Below are 17,444 nucleotides of genomic sequence, written 5' to 3' on the forward strand. Positions count from 1 at the left end.
GCAGTTGCCCGTTGATCTGTTTTTTGCAAACGACTGATGTCGTCCGCCGTCGCAGGATGCGCGGCCAAGATGCCGCCTAAGGTCTCCTTTCATCTCGAACCGGCGATTCTGGAGCAGTTCACGGTCTGCGGGAATGCTTAGCCAGCGCTGCGCGCAATGCCTGTCGCGTCTGAAAGGTCTCCCGATGTCACGAAAATGTGATCCGGCGATTATAAGGGGGTCAAACAGGTACCCACGCTCCAGCCAATCCAACAGCCAGAGGCAAGCCATGACTGACCTTCGCTCCCCCGACACCCGATTCCGCACCAGCCTGCTCGAGGAAAACGACGGCCCGGCCATCAACGCTTCCGACAACCGCACCATGGGCGAGATCATCGCCGCGCGGTTCTCGCGCCGCGGCTTCCTCAAGGGTTCGCTGGCTGTCTCGGCCATCGTCGCCACCGTCAGCCCGCTGGCGCTGATCAGCGCCGACGAGGCCCGGGCCGCTGAAGGCTCGGCCTTCACGTTCGACGAACTCGAGGCCGGCATCGACGACAAGCACCACGTCGCGCCGGGTTACGATGCCGATGTACTGCTGCGCTGGGGCGATCCGCTGTTTGCCGATTCGCCCGACTTCGACCCGACGAAACAGTCGGCCGAGGCCCAGGCGAAACAGTTCGGCTACAACAACGATTATATCGGCTACATCCCCATCGACGGCTCGGCCGAACATGGCCTGCTGGTGGTCAACCACGAATACACCAATCCGCATCTGATGTTCCCGGGCATCGTGAAGATCGTCGAGAAGGACGGCAAGAAGTCGGCCGAAGTCGCACCCCTCTCGAAGGAGCAGGTCGATGTCGAGATGGCAGCTCACGGCGGCACCATCGTCGAGATCCGCAAGGCATCAGGCAAATGGCAGGTGGTGCGCGACGGCAAGCTCAATCGCCGCATCACCTCCAACACCGAAATGGCGCTGTCCGGTCCGGTTGCCGGCCATGACCGCGTCAAGACCAATGCCGATCCGTCCGGCACCAAGGTGTTCGGCACGTTCAACAATTGCGCCGGCGGCGTCACGCCCTGGGGCACCTATGTGATGGCCGAGGAGAACATCCATGGCTATTTCTCCGGCGAGTTGCCGGAAGGCCACAAGGAAGCCGCGAACTACAAGCGTCTCGGCATTCCCGAAGGCGCCTATGAATGGGCGGCGCATTACGAGCGTTTCGACCTCGCCAAGGAGCCCAATGAGGCCAACCGCTTCGGCTGGATCGTCGAGGTCGATGTCAACGACCCGACCTCGACGCCGAGGAAGCGCACCGCCATGGGCCGCTTCAAGCATGAGGGCGCCGAATCGATTGTCGCCAGGGACGGCCGCGTCGTCTTCTATCTCGGTGACGACGAGCGCTTCGACTATGTCTACAAGTTCGTGACCAAGGCCGCGTTCGATCCGAACGATCATGCCGCCAACAGGGACCTGCTCGATGATGGTACGCTGCATGTCGCCAGGTTCGCCGAAGATGGCACGGTCGAATGGCTGCCGATCGTCTTCGGCCAGGGACCGCTGACGGCTGAAAACGGTTTCACTGGCCAGGCCGACGTGCTGATCGAGACGCGCCGCGCCGCCGACCTGCTCGGTGCCACCAAGATGGACCGCCCCGAAGACATCCAGCCCAATGCCGTCAACGGCAAGGTCTATGTCATGCTGACCAACAATTCGAAGCGCAAGGCCGATCAGGTAGACGCCGCCAACCCGCGCGCCGAAAACGCCTTCGGCCACATCATCGAGATCGCCGAGGACGGCGGTGATTTCACCGCCGCCAAGGGCAAGTGGGAAGTGCTGCTGAAATGCGGTGATCCGGCGGTTGCCGATGTCGGCGCCACCTTCTCGACGGCAACGACGGCCAATGGCTGGTTCGGCATGCCCGACAATTGCGCGGTCGATTCGGCCGGGCGTCTCTGGGTCGCGACCGACGGCCAAGGCCCGAAAGCCACCGGCCGCACGGATGGTCTGTGGGCGGTGGACACGGAGGGGGCGGCGCGGGCAACCTCGAAACTGTTCTTCCGCGTGCCGATCGGCGCCGAAATGTGCGGTCCGCTGTTTGCGCCCGACGACCAGACCGCCTTCGTCGCCGTCCAGCATCCGGGCGATGGCGGCGAGGACTGGGAAGCGTTCGGCCGCCCGTCCTACTATGAGGATCTGTCGACGCGCTGGCCCGACTTCAAGCCCGACATGCCGGTGCGGCCGTCGGTGGTCGCCATTACCAGACAGGGCGGCGGCAAGATCGCGGTCTGATCGCCCTCCAGCATGGGGCGCAGCAGCGGAGCAGATTTGCACCGCTGCCGCCCCTTGAAGTCGCGGCATGGGGTGAAGTTGGTCAAGCCTCGGGAAAGATTGGCAATTTAAGCATGGCGCCCTAGATCTTTATCAGGAGATCGCCATGTCGAAGTCCGTCTATGACCGTGGCTTGCTCAAGCCAGCCGATATCGCCAAGCTGCAGCGCGTGTTCGACGAGGCCTGCCGGCGGCGCGAGGCACATCCCGATTCCGCCGACGCGCGGGAAATCGCGCTTAACCTGCTCGCCCTGCACAATGCCGGCATGGAGGAAGAGGACATGCTGATGGAGGCCGTCGGTTTCCGGCGGCTGGAACCCAAATCAGCGTGATGCGCCGGGTTGGTGCGAGGCCGACCCTGCAATCCGTTTGGCGATCGCCTTGGCCAGGATACCGGCATTGGCGAAGCAGCCGCGAATGCTCGGCCGCATGCCGGTGAACCACAGACCGGGCAATTTCGGATCGGCTTGCCCGCCGTTGAAGAGCGGAACGCCCTTGGCGTCAAGCACGCCGAGCTTGCCGACCATCGGCTCCAGCCCGGTGCGGTAGCCTGTCGCGGCAATGACGATGTCAGGATAGATCAGGCTGCCATCGGCCAGGATCACGCCGTCACGGGTGAATTCCCTTATGCCGGGTACGACGGTGATCTTGCCGGCCTTTATGGCGCTGACGGCGCCGTCGTCGGCGGCGATCGCGGTGTAGTCCGAGGTCAGGCGGCTGGCGCCGCCCGCAGGCGCGGGCGGCAGGCCGAATTTGGTCAGGTCGCCGAAAGCCAGGCGCTGCGTCGCCGACATCACCGCGTCGGCGACCCGCAACGGCAAGCGAGCCATGAACGGCGAAAGCCGGTGCACGGCGATCTTGCCGATGCGCTTGGGCAGCAGGGCGGGACCGCTGCGGGCCGACAGCCAGATGGCGGCCGTGTCTATGCCGGCCAGATGATTGAGCGCATCGAAACCCGAATTGCCGGCGCCGACGACCAGCACTTTCTGGCCCGCATAGGCCTGTGCGTCACCGAAATCCGCCGAATGGATGATGCGCCCGACGAAATCCTTCATGCCTTTCCATTCGGGAATGAACGGCTGCCTGTCGCGGCCGGTGGCGACGACGACATTGCGGGCCAGCCGCAGGCCAGCGCTGGTCCGTACCGCCCAGTGATCGCCCTTGAAGGCAATCTCTTCGACAGCGACGCCAAACTGCACCGGCAGCCGGTTTTCCTCCCTGAAATCATTCATGTGGCGGATGACGACCGTCCGGTGCGGAAAGGCGGGGGTGCCGGGGGGATAGGGGAGACCAGGCAGCGAAGAAAGATCGCGGTGGGTGTTGAGATGCAATTGCTGGTGCCGCCGGTGCCATGGCTCAGCCAACCGGCTTTCCTTTTCCAGGATCGCCGTCGGCACGCCGGCGTTCATCAAGGCGTGCGCGACGGCCAGCCCGGCAGCACCGGCGCCGACGACGATTGCCGGCTCGACCTTGGCCGGCAGATCCACAACCGATCTGATTGTCGTATCAGTCATTCACTCGAATCCCGTTCGACGCTAGGCTGGCAGGACGCTGTAACCGTTTGATCCCGCGCAGGATCCCTGCAGCAAACCGCGGCCGAAATTTCGGGCGATGCGAATTAGCTCCGTACGCCGGGCCGCGGTTGCGCTCTATATGGCATATGCGCGATATCAAGGGTAATCAGGTCGCGGCAATGTGATTGATTCGAGGCTCGGGGTGGCTGGCGGGTCTCGGTTATCCCCACGCGCATGCCCGAAATCGACTCCGATTTTCGAGTCATGCGCAGAATCAAAGTGTTACAGCACCTTGGCGCGTCCTGGACGGCCGGCGCTGTAGGCGGCACGCGGAATCTCGACCATGCCCTCCTTGCGGTTCTATTTCGACAAGATCCTTGAGGCCGCCGCGCCCGAGGTCGAGCGGCAGGCGCTGACCCATGTCGAACGCCTGGCACTGGTGCGCCGCTATGGCGACTTCTCGCTCGCCTATTCCACCGCCGTGCAAGGCAAGCTCTCCTATTTCGGCGACGCCGACGGCTACATCGCCTTCGGTACCAAGATGAAGCACCATTTCGCGCTCGGCGACCCGGTGGCGGCTCCGGCGCGTCGGGCCGATTACATCAAGCGCTTCGTCGAGACCGCCGGCAGCCCGTGGTTCGTGCAGGTCGGCGAGGAAACCGCACGCGTGCTGGCCGGCCTTGGCTACAAGGTCAATCGCCTCGGCATCGACACCCGCCTCACCCTGCCCGAGCATGATTTTTCCGGGAAGCGCAACGAGACCGTGCGCTACTCCGAGCGCTGGCTGCTGAAGAAAGGCTTTTCGTTCGACGAGGACAAGCGCACGATTTTTCTGGATGAAATTGCCCGGCTTTCGGAAAACTGGCGCGGCGACCGCATCGTCAAGCGCTGGGAGATGGGCTTTCTCAACCGCCACTTTGCCGACCATCTCGGCACCGACATGCGCCGTTTCGTCCTGCACGGTCCCGACGGCGGACTGGTCGCTCTGCTCGACTTCGACCCGCTGTGCCGCAACGGAAAGGTCATCGGCTACACGACGGCCTTCAAGCGCAAGCATATCGACGCTTCGCCGCATGCCGAGGTCGGCCTGACCAAATTCGCCGTCGATCGTTTTCGCGAAGAGGGCATCTCGGTGGTCACGCTCGGCCTGTCGCCGATGCTCGATATCGGGCCAAGCGGCTTTGCCGAAAGCGATTTCTGGCGCAATGCCTTCCAGCGCGCCTACGATTCGCCCTGGGTCAATCGCCGCAGGTTCAACCTGCAGGGCCAGGCGGCCTTCAAGCGCCGCTTCCACGGTGTCGAGGAGCCGGTCTACATCGCCTTCCGCAAGGGGACGTATGTCGAGATGCTGGGGTTGCTGCGGCTGGTCAAGGCGATCTAGATCTATCGATATTCAGGTGAGGCCGGCCTGACCTGAATCTCAACAGACCTGGCGGCGTTCTGCCGTCAATTCCTCAACCGATACCCTGTCCTGAATATCCAGGCGACGATCGTTATACAGATCAGCAGGAAGACGACCGTCATGCCGAGGCTGACGCCGACCGAGACGTCGGACTTGCCGTAGAAGCTCCAGCGGAAACCGCTGATCAGATAGACGACCGGGTTGAACAGCGTGATCGTGCGCCAGACCTCGGGCAGCATGTTGATCGAATAGAAGCTGCCACCGAGGAAGGTCAGCGGCGTGATGATCAGCAGCGGAACCAGTTGCAGCTGCTCGAAACTCTTCGCCCAGATGCCGATGATGAAGCCGAACAGGCTGAAGGTCACCGCCGTCAGCACCAGGAAGGCGAGCATCCAGAACGGATGCAGGATGGTGAGCGGCACGAACAGCGAGGCGGTGGCCAGGATGATCAGGCCGAGGATGATCGACTTGGTCGCGGCACCGCCGACATAGGCGATGACGATCTCCAGATAGGAGACCGGCGCCGACAGAAGCTCGTAGATCGAGCCGACGAATTTCGGGAAATAGATGGCAAAGGAGGCGTTGGAGATCGACTGCGTCAAGAGCGATAGCATGATCAGACCCGGCACGATGAAGGCGCCATAGCTGATGCCGTCGATCTCGGTGATGCGCGAGCCGATGGCCGAGCCGAAGACGACGAAATACAGCGACGTCGAGATGACCGGCGAGACGATGCTCTGCAGCACGGTGCGGAAAGCACGTGCCATTTCCATCCGGTAGATCGCCCATACTGCGCGAAGGTTCATGGCTCCCTCCTCACCAGATTGACGAAGATCTCCTCGAGCGAAGAGTTTTGCGTGTCGATATCGCGGAACTGGATGCCGCCGGCCTCGAGATCGCGCATCAACGAGGCGACGCCGGGCCGCTCGGCCTGGTTGTCATAGGTGTAGGTCAGCTGCCCGCCATCGGGCGACAATTCCAGCGCATAGCGCGAGAGCGCCTCGGGAATGGCCGTCAGCGGATTGCGCAGTTCCAGCACCAGCCGCTTGCGGCCGAGCTTGCGCATCAGTTCGGCCTTGTTCTCGACCAGGATGATCTCGCCGCGGTTGATGACGCCGACGCGGTCGGCCATCGCTTCGGCTTCCTCGATATAGTGCGTGGTGAGGATGATGGTGACGCCGTCCTCGCGCAGCCGGCGCACCATCGCCCACATGTCCTGGCGCAGCTCGACGTCGACGCCGGCGGTCGGCTCGTCGAGGAACAGGATGCGCGGCTCATGCGACAGCGCCTTGGCGATCATCAGCCGGCGCTTCATGCCGCCCGACAGGGTGATCGCCTTGGCGTCCTTCTTGTCCCACAGTGAGAGATCGCGCAGCACCTTCTCGACAAAGCCGTGGTTGGCCGGCTTGCCGAACAGGCCACGGCTGTAATTGACCGTCGCCCAGACGCTCTCGAAGGCATCGATGGTCAGTTCCTGCGGCACCAGCCCGATCAGACCGCGCGCGGCGCGATAATCCTTGTTGATGTCGTGGCCGTCGACGGTGACGGTGCCCGACGAGCGGTTGACGATGCCGCAGACGATCGAGATCAGCGTCGTCTTGCCGGCGCCATTGGGCCCAAGCAGCGCGAAGATTTCGCCGCGCTGAATGTCGAGATTGACTTCCTTGAGCGCGGTAAAACCGGTGGCGTAGGTCTTGGAGACCCCGGAAATGGACAGGATGGAAGGCATGGATGAAAACGGCTGCTTGAAAGAGGTCCCCTGATATAGGCCGAATGTCGGTGCTTGCAACCGCAAGTCAATGCCCTGCTGACAGTTCTCGACAATCGTTGCCGGCCGGCCATTGCAGGTGCGGCGCACAGGCCCGGAGTTGCGCGGCATGCAACCGGGAAAATTGTCCTGTGGCGTTCAGCCTCGCGGCAGGACGCCGCTTTGACCTGAACTCGCTTCGGGCCTATTCTTCGCGAGTATTTGCAGCAGCCGGAGCCCATCATGGACCCGCTCATACTTTCGCGTATCCAGTTCGGCGCGAATATTTCATTCCACATTCTATTTCCGACGATCACCATTGCGCTGGGTTGGGTGCTGCTGTTCTTCAAGCTGCGCTACAACGCGACCAACGATTCCGCCTGGATGCGCGCCTATTTCACCTGGGTGAAGGTGTTCGCGCTGTCCTTTGCCATAGGCGTGGTTTCGGGCGTCACCATGAGCTTCCAGTTCGGCACCAACTGGCCGGGCTACATGGAAAAGGTCGGCAACATCGCCGGGCCGCTGCTGGCCTACGAGATTCTCACCGCCTTCTTCCTCGAAGCGGCCTTCCTCGGCATCATGCTGTTCGGCTTCCGCCGCGTTTCCAACCGCATCCACACGCTGGCGACGGTGCTTGTCGCCGGCGGCACCACCGTCTCGGCGTTCTGGATCATCGCGCTCAATTCCTGGATGCAGACGCCGGCCGGCTTCGAGATGCGCGACGGCGTGGCGCATGCGGTCGACTGGTGGGCAATCATCTTCAACCCGTCGATGCCCTACAGGCTGACCCACATGCTGCTGGCGTCCGGGCTGACGGTGTCGTTCCTGGTCGCTGGCCTGTCGGCGCTGCGCTATCTCACCGGCGACCGTTCGGAATCGATGTGGAAGGCGCTGCGCACCGGCGTCTTCACGGCCGCGATCCTGATCCCGATCCAGATCTTCGCCGGCGACCAGCATGGGCTGAACACGCTGGAGCACCAGCCGCAGAAGATCGCCGCCATGGAAGCCAACTGGAACACCGGCCCCAACGTGCCGCTGGTGCTTTTTGCGCTTCCCGACGAGGCCGCGAAGGAAAACAAATTCGAGATCGCCATTCCCGACGGCGCCAGCCTGGTGCTGCGGCACTCGACCAGCGGCGTGGTGCCGGGACTGAACGATTATCCCGGCAACCATCCGCCGGTCTTTCCGGTGTTCTGGGGTTTCCGCGTGATGGTCGGCACAGGCATATTGATGCTGCTCGTCTCATGGTCGGCCGCCTTCTTCCTCAAGCGCCGGCACAGCCTGCCGAAGCCGCTCGCCATGCTGATGGTACCGATGGCGCTGTCGGGCTGGCTGGCAACGCTGGCCGGCTGGTACACCACCGAAATCGGCCGACAGCCCTGGCTGGTGACGGGCGTGCTGAAAACGGCAGACGCGGTCGGCCCGGTGGCGGGCAGCCATGTCGCGCTGACGCTGGCGACCTACCTCGTTCTCTATGTGCTTTTGCTGATCGCCTATCTCGGCGTGCTGGTGCACCTGGCGCTGAAGGCGGCGAAGGACGGCGATTCATCGCCGTTGCCGGGCGTCATGAACGCCGCCATGTCACAGCCGGCGGCTGGCGAGTAGGAGAAGAAGATGAGCTTCGACTGGCCAACCGCGCTTCCCCTCATCTTCGCCGGCCTGATGGGCCTCGCCATCCTGATCTACGTCATTCTCGACGGTTTCGATCTCGGCATCGGCATCCTGTTCGCCGCCGCCGAAGACGCCGAACAGGATACGATGATTGCCGCGATCGGCCCGTTCTGGGACGCCAACGAAACCTGGCTGGTGCTGGCCGTCGGCCTGCTGCTGGTCGCCTTCCCGCTGGCGCATGGCGTCATCCTGACGGCGCTCTACATTCCGGTCTTCGTGCTTTTGCTCGGGCTGATCCTGCGCGGCGTCGCCTTCGATTTCCGCGCCAAGGTGCCAGCTGGCCGGAAGCATCGCTGGAACCGTATTTTCTTCCTGGGTTCGCTCATCGCCTCGCTGGCGCAGGGCTACATGCTGGGTGTCTATGTGCTCGGCCTCGATGTCGGCCTCGGCGGCATGGCGTTCGGCGTGCTGGTGGCGTTCTGCCTTGCCGCCGCCTACGCGGCGATGGGCGCCGCCTGGGTGATCTACAAGACCGAAGGCGAGCTGCAGAAGAAGGCGGTGCGTTGGCTGCGCACCGCACTGGTGCTGACCGCGCTCGGCATGGCGGCGGTGTCGCTGGCAACGCCCTTCGCCAGCCCGCGCATCTTCGACAAATGGTTCGTCTGGCCGGAGATGCTTTATCTGTCGCCGCTGCCGATCCTGTCGGCGCTGCTGTTTCTGTGGCTGTGGCGGCAGACCTTCCATCTGCCGAAGCCCGACGACCGCCATTCACTGACGCCGTTCCTGACGCTGGCGGCCATCTTCGCGCTTGGCTTTGCCGGCCTCGCCTGGTCGTTCTACCCGTTCGTGGTGCCGGATCGCCTGACCATCTGGCAGGCAGCCTCGGCACCGGAAAGCCTGGCCATCATCCTGGCCGGCACCGTGGTCGTGCTGCCGGTCATCATCTTCTATTCGTTCTATGCCTACCGGGTGTTCGGCGGCAAGGCGACGGATTTGACATATGATTGAGGTTGGCGGGGGTGAAGGTGGCAGCAGCTACCGTGCCTTCGTCAGGATTCGCTGTCCCGCCAGCACCAAACAAAAAACCCGGCGTAAGGCCGGGCTTTTCGAACGCTTACGAGACAGCCGAGCTCAGCTCACCTTGATATTGGACGCCGCCTGGTCCTCGGCCAGCTTCTGCTGGAACATCTGCGCGAAGTCGATCGGGTCGAGCATCAGCGGCGGGAAGCCGCCATTGCGGGTTGCCTCGGCGATGATCTGGCGGGCGAACGGGAACAAAAGACGCGGGCATTCGATGAACAGGATCGGCAGCATGTGTTCCTGCGGAAAGCCTGCGATGGCGAACACGCCGCCATAGACCAGCTCGACATTGAACAGCACTTCCTGGTCGAAGGACGCCTTGGCGTTGAGCGTCAGATTGACGTCGAACTGCTTGTCGGAGAGCGGGTTGGCGTTGACGTTGACATTGATGGCGATGCCCGGCGCCTTGTCGCGGCCGCGCAGCGAATTCGGCGCGCCGGGGCTTTCGAAGGACAGGTCCTTCACATATTGCGCCAGAACGTTGAGCGACGGCTGCGCCGCATTGCCGTTTCCGTTGGCTGCGCCGACCGGCGCGTCATCTTTGCTGGCCATAAGCCTTGTCCTCTTGCCTGGGCAGCGTCGCTGACCGAATTGAAATCGGGCGTTCGCTACCATGGCGGGGATGACAAGACAAGGTTTGCCGCCTTGCTTCCCGGCTGCGGCATGGAGATGGGACGGCGCGCTAATCGTCCTTCAGGCGGCGCCACGGCGAGTTGTGATCCGGGCCGCGCTTCAGATCGTCCTCGCGCGAATAGTCGCCGTCTTCGAGGTCGATGACCCTGTCGCGCTGGCGGCCACGAAAACCGCCGGTCGAGAAATCGGTAGCGACGACAATGCGGCCCTTGAACCGGCTCCAGGCAAAGTCGCGCAACGGCGGCAGAAACAGCAGCAGGCCGATGATGTCGGTGATGAAGCCGGGGATGATCAGGAGGATCGCCGCAACCACGATCATGGCGCCGTGCGCAAGGTGGCGGCTGGGGTTCTGGCCGGCCGCCATCTCGGTGCGGATGCGGGTCATGACACCAAAACCCTGGTATCGGAGCAAAAGCACGCCGGCGATGCTCGAGGCCAGCACGAGGCCTACCGTCGCCAGCGCGCCGACCTCGCGGCCGACGATGACGAAACCGGCAATTTCCAGCAGCGGCAGTGCAAAGAGAAAGAAGGGAAGCAACGAAATGCGCAAGTCTTGCCAACCTTTTTCGATCGTTATGACCGTTTTGATTGTTTTGGCCGCCAACTGGCAATCGCCGCTGGCACCGAGGCTGTTAGATAGGTATGCCTGCCTTTGATTTGAATGATTGCGCCTTGCGTTCTATATGCTTTGAATGTTGAACGCTATGCGACCGCGGCCATTGGGCCTGACGGTCCGGCCACAGGGCAGGGATTGATTGGCGGAAGATATGGGATTCTTCGACTTCGGCACGATTTTCTTCCTGATTGCGGCGGTGGTCATCTTTTTCCAGCTGCGCAATGTGCTGGGCCGCCGCACCGGCAGCGAACGGCCGCCCTTCGATCCCTATTCGGCGGCTCGCACCAGCGACAAGGATGCCGCCCAGAAATCCGAAAACGTCGTCTCGCTGCCGCGCAAGCGTCCGCCGGGCGAGCCGGCTCCTGACGCCTATGCCGCGATCGACGCTTTCGCCAAGCCCGATACCGACCTCAACAAGGGCCTGCGCACGATCAAGGACAATGATCCGTCCTTCGAGCCGAAGGGTTTCGTCGACGGCGCCAAGATGGCTTACGAGATGATCGTCATGGCCTATGCCGACGGCGATCGCAAAACGCTGAAGAACCTTTTGTCGCGCGAGGTCTATGACGGTTTTGTCGCCGCCATCGGCGAGCGCGAGGCCAAGGCGGAAAAGATCCAGTCCTCCTTCGTCGGCATCGACAAGGCCGACATCGTCTCGGCCGAGATGAAGGGCGGCGAGGCGCATGTCACGCTGCGCATCATCAGCGAGCTGATTTCGGCGACCCGCGATAAGGCCGGCGCCGTCATCGACGGCGACCCGGAAACCGTCGCCGAGGTCAAGGATGTCTGGACCTTCGCCCGCGACACGCGCTCGCGCGATCCGAACTGGAAGCTCGTCGCCACCGAGGAAGAAGACTAGGGAATACGCGGCGAGGCTCCGGTGTCGCTATCGTCTCTTTTTGTCGAGAAAGCCTTCGGCGATCTGCCCGGCTGGAACGATGACGACCATTCGGCGGCCTTCGCCGCCTTTCGCCGCTCGGCCTTCCATGTCCTGACCAAACCCTATCGCAGCGGCGCGCTCGGCGTCGACTTCGACGCCTTTGCGGATGCCTACGCCGAGGCCCGGACCGTTTCGCCGGCGAATCGGTCGCCGGTTTTGACCCGCGGGAACGCCCGCGCCTTCTTCGAGCACCATTTTGTGCCGGCGCTTATCCCTGCGGAAAATGGGCTCGTCACCGGTTTCTATGAACCGCAAGTCGAGGCGTCACCGGTGCGCACGGACCGGTTTTCGGTGCCGCTGCTGTCGCGCCCGGCCGATCTCGTCGATATCGATGACGCAAACCGGCCGCCGGGCCTGGCCCCCTATCTCGCTTTCGCGCGCCAGACGCGGAACGGGCCGGTCGAATATCATGATCGTGGCGAGATCGAGCGCGGCGCGCTTGATGGCAAGGGCCTGGAAATCGCCTGGTTGGCCGACAAGGTCGATGCCTTCTTCATTCACGTGCAAGGTGCCGCACGCCTCGCCATGACCGACGGCCGGCTTGCCCGCGTCACCTATGCCGCCAAATCCGGCCAGCGCTTCACCGGACCCGGCGGGATCCTGAGCGAGATTGGCGAGATCCCGCTGGCGGAAGTGACGATGCAGTCGATCCGCGCCTGGTTCAAGGCGCATCCGGACCGCGTCGACGAGATCCTGTGGCAGAACCGCTCCTACATCTTCTTCCGCCACGCCGATGTCGAGGACGTTGCCCTTGGTCCGATCGCCGCCGCCAAGGTGCCGCTGACGCCGGGCCGCTCGATCGCCGTCGACCGCCTGCTGCACACATTCGGCACGCCCTTTTACATCGACGCGCCGACGCTCGCCGCTTTCGACGCAAAACCATTCCGCCGCCTGATGATCGCGCAGGACACTGGCTCCGCCATCACCGGGCCGGCGCGGGGCGACCTGTTCGCCGGTTCGGGCGATGCCGCCGGCGAGATCGCCGGCGTGGTCCGCAATGCCGCGGATTTTTATGCACTGGTGCCGCGCGCGCTCATTGCGGGTGCGGTCCGATGACCCGGCGCCCGGACAAGCTCAGCGAGGACGACCGGGTTCTGTGGAACCTGGTGGCGCGCACGGCCAAGCCGCTGAAGGGGAAATTTGCCGTCGATATCCCCGAAATTCCTGCCGAGGCCAAGCCAAGCCAGTCGCAGCCCGCCCAGCCCGTCGCCAATGTCGCAGGGACCGCGAAGCCGAAGGCGCAGCATGTCACGCACCGCCTCGACGAACCGACGCTGGACAAATTGTCGAAGGGCCGGCTGCCGATCGAGGGCCGCGTCGATCTGCACGGCATGACGCAGGACGAGGCCTACTCGCTGCTGTTCTCGTTCCTGCACCGGGCGCATGCCGGCGGCGTCCGCTATGTCCTGGTCATCACCGGCAAGGGCTCGTCCTCCGGCGGCGATGGCGTGTTGCGGCGCGCCGTGCCGGCCTGGCTGTCGACGCCTGCCTTCCGGCCACTCGTCTCCAGCCACGACCATGCCGCCCGCAATCATGGCGGTTCGGGTGCGCTCTATATCCGCCTGCGGCGGGTCCGTTCATGAGGACGGGGGCATGACTCCGTTCGGCGAGAAGCTGCGGACGCTGAGAGGCGAACGCGGTGTCCGCCAGAAGGACATGGCGGCGGCGATCGGCGTCAGCGCCGCCTATCTGTCGGCGCTCGAACATGGCAGGCGAGGCGCCCCGACCTGGACGCTGATCCAGAAGATCATCGGCTATTTCAACATCATCTGGGACGATGCCGAGGAACTGGCGCGGCTGGCCGAGGCCTCGCACCCGCGTGTAAAACTCGACACGTCGGGTCTTTCCCCCGCCGCTACCGAGCTCGCCAATCTGCTGGCGGAAAACATCGAGAAACTCGACGAAACCGAGCTTCGCCGCATCACCGCATCGATCCGCGCGGCGTTGAACCAGCGGCCGTAGCCTGACGGTCCGCGCCGGTACAAGTTCGCCTGCCTCACGAGGACTTTGCCCGCCGGCGGCCCGCCGGCGGGCAAAGTGGTGAGATCATTTCTTGCCGGCGGTGCCGCCATTTCCACCCCGGCCATGATCGCCGTGGTCGTGGCCATTGTTTCCGCCGCCCAGGCAGTCCGACGCCCCGGCATCACCGCAACAGCGGCCGGCCCAGAGGTCGTTGAGGTTGGTTTTGGCACAGCTGGTCGTCTGATCGGCCATGGCGGATCCGGCCATGCTCGACACCGCGATAGCGGCAAGAAGGGTGTTTCGCAGAAAAGCAGTCATCTGAAGTCTCCATGGTTGGTTTCGGTTCACGGCTGTGTGTCGCTGGCCGGAGCGAAATGGTTCACGGAGAAATGCGAATTCTGGCGGAGGGCCCATCGATTTCGTCATCCACGGGCGGAGCGGACGCGAAGCGGACGCGCAGACCCGAGGATCCATGCCGCGAGTTGCGAGCGTCGCGACGGTGCAAAAGATCTGGTGATGACGGTATGACGATTGCAGGCGCCTGTTCCTGCGCCGCAGCGTTCTTCATCGGCATCACGGCATGGATCCCGGGTCTTCGCGACGGAGCTTCGCTCCTGCTCCGCCCTGTGATGACGAAGCGTTGGATGCCGCCCCTGGGAAGCCGCCGTTGCTGGTGCCTACTGAACCGCGCCGACCAGAACTTGTTGGCCACCGCGGATCGAGACCCAGCGGCCGGTGTTGTCGATCGCCTGCCGCTTGAGGAAGCGGTAGCCGGTCGCGTCCCATGGCTTGACCTTGTCGGTCAGATTGTCGAGCACATAGTCGCCGTCGTCGGTGCGCACCGTCAGCACGGCGTGGCCCTCGCCGTCGGGCTTGCGCACGACAGTGATCAGAAGATCGGCAAGCGAGATGCTCATGCGCGAAAGCTGGCGTCGCTTTTCCAGCACATAGTCCTCGCAATCGCCGACGCCCTTGTCGGGATAAGCCCAGACCTCGTCCTTGCCGTAGATGTCCATGTCGCTCATCGGCTTGACGGCGGCGTTGACCCTGGCGGTGACATTGAGAAGCTTGCGCATCAGCGCGTCGGTCATCTGAGCCGGCGCCAGATTGGTCGGGCGGATCGAGCACTCGCCCGGATGCAGCTTGCAGAAATCATAGTGGCCGATCGGCTGCGAGGTGAGCCCCCCGGTCGCCATCGCTCCACCCGCCAAGGCCGGTGCCACCCAGCCCGCCGTCATTGCCAGCCCGGCCGCCACATACACGCGCAGCCGTCGCGCCATCGATGAGGAAATCATTGTCCCCGCTCACCCTTTGTTATTAACGAAAGGTTAAGGGGGATTTACAGTCCGTGTCAATTACGACGACGGTCGGATTGTCGGCATGGTTACCCGAGGGGCTGGACAGCGGCACTTGTGCAACAGAATCAGCCAGCCGGCCGGCTTTTACCGGTCAATCGCATGGTTTGTCGCCGTTAAGCTTGGTTTTATGCAGGTCATCGTCCCAAAACCCGCAATTTTGGACGACGTGCATTATCTCTTGGCGGCGCGGACCAGCTTCGGCTTCACCGCGACACGCTCCTGGCGGCCATAGCTGGTGATGAAGTCGACGATGCGCGGGACGATTTCGGAGCGGAAGCGAGAACCGTTGAACACGCCGTAATGGCCGACCGCCGGCTGCATGTAGTGGGCGTGCCGCTCAGCCGGGATATTGGGGCAAAGATCATGCGCCGCCTTGGTCTGGCCAAGGCCTGATATGTCGTCGTTCTCGCCTTCGACCGTGAACAGCGCGACGTTGCGGATCGCCGACGGATCGATCCTGGTGCCGCGATGCGTCATCTCGCCCTTTGGCAAGGCCTGCCGCACGAAGACGGTGTCGACGGTCTGCAGGTAGAATTCGGCCGTCAGGTCCATGACCGCCAGATACTCGTCGTAGAAATCGCGGTGCTTCTCGGCATTGTCGCCATCATGCTTCACCAGATGCATGAAGAAGTCCTTGTGGGCGATGATATGGCGATCGAGGTTCATGCTCATGAAGCCGGACAGCTGCAGGAAGCCTGGATAGACCTCGCGGCCGAAGCCTGGCACCGGCCACGGCGCATGCATCACGACATTGTCGCGGAACCAGTCGATGCCCTTTTCCTGCGCCAGCAGATTGACCGCGGTCGGGTTGCTGCGCGTGTCGATAGGCCCGCCCATCAAGGTCATCGTCGAGGGCACGAACGGGTCGCCCTTGGATTCCATCAGCGCCACGGCGGCCAGCACCGGCACGGAAGGCTGGCACACCGCCATCACATGCGTGTCCGGCCCGAGCGTGTGCAGCATGTCGATGACATAGTCGATGTAGTCGTCGAGATCGAATTGGCCGTCGGCAAGCGGCACCATGCGGGCATCGACCCAGTCGGTGATGTGCACGTCGGCATAGGGCAGCATGGCTTCCACCGTGCCGCGCAGCAGCGTCGCATAATGGCCCGACATCGGCGCCACGATCAGAAGCTTCGGATCGGGCTTGCGCCCGGCGGGGACAGCGCGCTCGAAGCGCACGAGATTGCAGAACGGCTTCGACCAGACGGTCTTCTCGGCGACCTCGACGCTCTTCCAGTCGACCACGGTCTTGCTCAGGCCGAAGGCCGGCTTGCCGTAGCGGCGCGTGGTGCGCTCGAACAGTTCGGCCGTCGCCGCGATCGAACGGCCCCATTGCGTGTGGGAAAACGGATTGAGCGGATTGGAGTAGAACATCCGCACCGCGTCGGCATAGAGGCGCGCCGGCTGCAGGGCGGCGTGGTTCATCTCATAGAGCTGGTAGAACATCGAGAAACCCCGCTGCTGCCTGCGACCGAAGGGACGACGAGCAGCGCCGAGCCTAAATGTCTCGCGGGGAAGTTAACAACTAATTGCTGCGATGCAATACGTCACGCTGCGTGACCAATGCTTCTTTGGTTCAAGGCCATGGAAATCGGGGCCGAACGGCGCCAGCCGGCTCAGTGTGCGGCTGCGAAATGTGTAGGTAGTGTGTCCGGCCCTTGCCGGACACAGGAAGCTCTAGACGCGCGCCATGCACACGGAAGTGTGGCCGGAGCCGATGAAGCCGAGCTGGCCGGCCGCGCCCTTCGACAGGTCGAGCACGCGTCCCTTGATGAACGGACCGCGATCGTTGATGCGCACGACGACGCTGCGGCCGTTGTTCTTGTTGGTCACCCTGAGCTTGGTGCCGAAAGGCAAGGTGCGATGCGCGGCGGTCATCGCCGACGGGTTCATGCGCTCGCCCGAGGCGGTTCTGGAGTGCAGGGCGTACCACGAGGCGCGGCCGCACTGGGCGGCGGCGGTCGCCGAAGAAGCGCCGACCATCAGGCCAGCAGCGATCGTTACCGCGACAATCGCGGTCTGTTTTGGGTTCTTCATATTTGGGGATGGCTCCGTTTTTGACAGACCCCAGCCGTTAGGTGCCAAATAAGGCGGGAAATGCGGCAGTGATCTGGCGGTTCCGTGGCAATGGCACACGTTTGGAGTCGCTGGGTAACAGTCTGTCAGGGATTTTCCGGCACGCGATGATCAATCAACGATGATCTTTGTGTTGCTATCGGGCATCCGTTTGACAAGATCGAACATTAATATCCAAGTAGAGCTCGGCGC

At 63.3% G+C, this 17,444-nt stretch carries 18 protein-coding genes; 9 read left to right on the plus strand and 9 right to left on the minus strand.

Going from position 1 to position 17,444, the window contains the following annotated elements; genetic code table 11:
* Positions 1-268 precede the first annotated feature (268 nt).
* On the plus strand, positions 269-2,272 hold the full coding sequence (locus tag M729_RS0107675) for a PhoX family phosphatase (RefSeq protein ID WP_027161241.1): 2,004 nt from the start codon (positions 269-271) through the stop codon (positions 2,270-2,272).
* A 145-nt stretch (positions 2,273-2,417) separates the two neighbouring features.
* Positions 2,418-2,642, plus strand: a complete 225-nt coding sequence (locus M729_RS0107680) for a hypothetical protein (RefSeq protein WP_024502214.1) — start codon at positions 2,418-2,420, stop codon at positions 2,640-2,642.
* Here the strand turns inward: M729_RS0107680 and M729_RS0107685 are convergent.
* Entirely contained in the window at positions 2,634-3,824 is a 1,191-nt protein-coding gene (locus M729_RS0107685; RefSeq protein WP_027161242.1) for an NAD(P)/FAD-dependent oxidoreductase, read from the minus strand. The genes M729_RS0107680 and M729_RS0107685 overlap by 9 nt on opposite strands.
* Positions 3,825-4,167: 343 nt before the next feature.
* Here M729_RS0107685 and M729_RS0107690 point away from each other — a divergent pair, with 343 nt between their 5' ends.
* The gene (locus M729_RS0107690) at positions 4,168-5,205 is read left to right on the plus strand and encodes a phosphatidylglycerol lysyltransferase domain-containing protein (RefSeq protein WP_013528679.1); all 1,038 of its coding nucleotides are present in this window, start codon (positions 4,168-4,170) and stop codon (positions 5,203-5,205) included.
* A 65-nt stretch (positions 5,206-5,270) separates the two neighbouring features.
* Here the strand turns inward: M729_RS0107690 and M729_RS0107695 are convergent, their stop codons facing one another.
* Positions 5,271-6,032 carry an ABC transporter permease gene (locus M729_RS0107695; protein WP_013528680.1) on the minus strand — a complete coding sequence of 254 codons (762 nt, stop codon included), beginning with the start codon at positions 6,030-6,032 and terminating at the stop codon, positions 5,271-5,273.
* Complete coding sequence (locus M729_RS0107700) at positions 6,029-6,955, minus strand: ABC transporter ATP-binding protein (RefSeq protein WP_024502216.1); 927 nt, start codon at positions 6,953-6,955, stop codon at positions 6,029-6,031. The genes M729_RS0107695 and M729_RS0107700 overlap by 4 nt, the downstream gene beginning before the upstream one ends.
* 261 nt (positions 6,956-7,216) lie before the next feature.
* Here M729_RS0107700 and M729_RS0107705 point away from each other — a divergent pair, with 261 nt between their 5' ends.
* Both M729_RS0107705 and M729_RS0107710 read left to right on the plus strand, forming a co-directional pair.
* The gene (locus tag M729_RS0107705) at positions 7,217-8,578 is read left to right on the plus strand and encodes a cytochrome ubiquinol oxidase subunit I (protein WP_027161243.1); all 1,362 of its coding nucleotides are present in this window, start codon (positions 7,217-7,219) and stop codon (positions 8,576-8,578) included.
* Between the two features lie 9 nt (positions 8,579-8,587).
* Positions 8,588-9,592, plus strand: coding sequence for a cytochrome d ubiquinol oxidase subunit II (locus tag M729_RS0107710; protein WP_027161244.1), 1,005 nt, complete (start codon positions 8,588-8,590; stop codon positions 9,590-9,592).
* A 123-nt stretch (positions 9,593-9,715) separates the two neighbouring features.
* Here the strand turns inward: M729_RS0107710 and secB are convergent, their stop codons facing one another.
* Together secB and M729_RS0107720 are read right to left on the minus strand one after the other, a co-directional pair.
* The gene (gene secB / locus M729_RS0107715; RefSeq protein WP_027161245.1) at positions 9,716-10,216 is read right to left on the minus strand and encodes a protein-export chaperone SecB; all 501 of its coding nucleotides are present in this window, start codon (positions 10,214-10,216) and stop codon (positions 9,716-9,718) included.
* Between the two features lie 130 nt (positions 10,217-10,346).
* Positions 10,347-10,847 (minus strand): FxsA family protein, encoded by a 501-nt coding sequence (locus M729_RS0107720; RefSeq protein WP_027161246.1) that lies wholly within the window; start codon positions 10,845-10,847, stop codon positions 10,347-10,349.
* A 217-nt stretch (positions 10,848-11,064) separates the two neighbouring features.
* On the opposite strand from M729_RS0107720, the gene M729_RS0107725 reads away from it, so the two are divergent.
* From M729_RS0107725 to M729_RS0107740, 4 genes are read left to right on the plus strand one after another with little or no spacing between them, the layout of a single operon-like run.
* Positions 11,065-11,772, plus strand: a complete 708-nt coding sequence (locus M729_RS0107725) for a Tim44/TimA family putative adaptor protein (RefSeq protein ID WP_027161247.1) — start codon at positions 11,065-11,067, stop codon at positions 11,770-11,772.
* Between the two features lie 21 nt (positions 11,773-11,793).
* Entirely contained in the window at positions 11,794-12,909 is a 1,116-nt protein-coding gene (locus M729_RS0107730) for a murein transglycosylase A (RefSeq protein WP_027161248.1), read from the plus strand.
* Positions 12,906-13,436: a Smr/MutS family protein gene (locus M729_RS0107735; RefSeq protein WP_024502221.1), complete on the plus strand. Its 531-nt coding sequence runs from the start codon at positions 12,906-12,908 to the stop codon at positions 13,434-13,436. Before M729_RS0107730 ends, M729_RS0107735 begins: the two co-directional genes overlap by 4 nt.
* 10 nt (positions 13,437-13,446) lie before the next feature.
* Positions 13,447-13,815 carry a helix-turn-helix transcriptional regulator gene (locus M729_RS0107740; protein WP_027161249.1) on the plus strand — a complete coding sequence of 123 codons (369 nt, stop codon included), beginning with the start codon at positions 13,447-13,449 and terminating at the stop codon, positions 13,813-13,815.
* Between the two features lie 84 nt (positions 13,816-13,899).
* Here the strand turns inward: M729_RS0107740 and M729_RS0107745 are convergent, their stop codons facing one another.
* The 4 genes from M729_RS0107745 to M729_RS0107760 all read right to left on the minus strand — a co-directional run bounded on the left by M729_RS0107745 (position 13,900) and on the right by M729_RS0107760 (position 17,213).
* Positions 13,900-14,133: a hypothetical protein gene (locus tag M729_RS0107745; RefSeq protein ID WP_013528718.1), complete on the minus strand. Its 234-nt coding sequence runs from the start codon at positions 14,131-14,133 to the stop codon at positions 13,900-13,902.
* 359 nt (positions 14,134-14,492) lie between these two features.
* Complete coding sequence (locus M729_RS0107750) at positions 14,493-15,110, minus strand: transglutaminase-like cysteine peptidase (protein WP_027161250.1); 618 nt, start codon at positions 15,108-15,110, stop codon at positions 14,493-14,495.
* A 234-nt stretch (positions 15,111-15,344) separates the two neighbouring features.
* Entirely contained in the window at positions 15,345-16,622 is a 1,278-nt protein-coding gene (locus M729_RS0107755) for a polyhydroxyalkanoate depolymerase (RefSeq protein ID WP_013528715.1), read from the minus strand.
* Between the two features lie 231 nt (positions 16,623-16,853).
* Entirely contained in the window at positions 16,854-17,213 is a 360-nt protein-coding gene (locus tag M729_RS0107760; protein WP_013528714.1) for a septal ring lytic transglycosylase RlpA family protein, read from the minus strand.
* Positions 17,214-17,444: the final 231 nt, after the last annotated feature.

Origin of the sequence: Mesorhizobium sp. WSM1293 (genome assembly GCF_000513875.1) — a bacterium.
Lineage (GTDB): Bacteria > Pseudomonadota > Alphaproteobacteria > Rhizobiales > Rhizobiaceae > Mesorhizobium > Mesorhizobium ciceri.

What these genes read in the sequence shown, in the direction of transcription:
- M729_RS0107675 (WP_027161241.1), top strand. Translation starts at nt 269, where the DNA reads ATGACTGACCTTCGCTCCCCCGACACCCGATTCCGCACCAGCCTGCTC.
- M729_RS0107680 (WP_024502214.1), top strand. Translation starts at nt 2,418, where the DNA reads ATGTCGAAGTCCGTCTATGACCGTGGCTTGCTCAAGCCAGCCGATATC.
- M729_RS0107685 (WP_027161242.1), bottom strand. Translation starts at nt 3,824, where the DNA reads ATGACTGATACGACAATCAGATCGGTTGTGGATCTGCCGGCCAAGGTC.
- M729_RS0107690 (WP_013528679.1), top strand. Translation starts at nt 4,168, where the DNA reads ATGCCCTCCTTGCGGTTCTATTTCGACAAGATCCTTGAGGCCGCCGCG.
- M729_RS0107695 (WP_013528680.1), bottom strand. Translation starts at nt 6,032, where the DNA reads ATGAACCTTCGCGCAGTATGGGCGATCTACCGGATGGAAATGGCACGT.
- M729_RS0107700 (WP_024502216.1), bottom strand. Translation starts at nt 6,955, where the DNA reads ATGCCTTCCATCCTGTCCATTTCCGGGGTCTCCAAGACCTACGCCACC.
- M729_RS0107705 (WP_027161243.1), top strand. Translation starts at nt 7,217, where the DNA reads ATGGACCCGCTCATACTTTCGCGTATCCAGTTCGGCGCGAATATTTCA.
- M729_RS0107710 (WP_027161244.1), top strand. Translation starts at nt 8,588, where the DNA reads ATGAGCTTCGACTGGCCAACCGCGCTTCCCCTCATCTTCGCCGGCCTG.
- secB (WP_027161245.1), bottom strand. Translation starts at nt 10,216, where the DNA reads ATGGCCAGCAAAGATGACGCGCCGGTCGGCGCAGCCAACGGAAACGGC.
- M729_RS0107725 (WP_027161247.1), top strand. Translation starts at nt 11,065, where the DNA reads ATGGGATTCTTCGACTTCGGCACGATTTTCTTCCTGATTGCGGCGGTG.
- M729_RS0107735 (WP_024502221.1), top strand. Translation starts at nt 12,906, where the DNA reads ATGACCCGGCGCCCGGACAAGCTCAGCGAGGACGACCGGGTTCTGTGG.
- M729_RS0107740 (WP_027161249.1), top strand. Translation starts at nt 13,447, where the DNA reads ATGACTCCGTTCGGCGAGAAGCTGCGGACGCTGAGAGGCGAACGCGGT.
- M729_RS0107745 (WP_013528718.1), bottom strand. Translation starts at nt 14,133, where the DNA reads ATGACTGCTTTTCTGCGAAACACCCTTCTTGCCGCTATCGCGGTGTCG.
- M729_RS0107750 (WP_027161250.1), bottom strand. Translation starts at nt 15,110, where the DNA reads ATGATTTCCTCATCGATGGCGCGACGGCTGCGCGTGTATGTGGCGGCC.
- M729_RS0107755 (WP_013528715.1), bottom strand. Translation starts at nt 16,622, where the DNA reads ATGTTCTACCAGCTCTATGAGATGAACCACGCCGCCCTGCAGCCGGCG.
- M729_RS0107760 (WP_013528714.1), bottom strand. Translation starts at nt 17,213, where the DNA reads ATGAAGAACCCAAAACAGACCGCGATTGTCGCGGTAACGATCGCTGCT.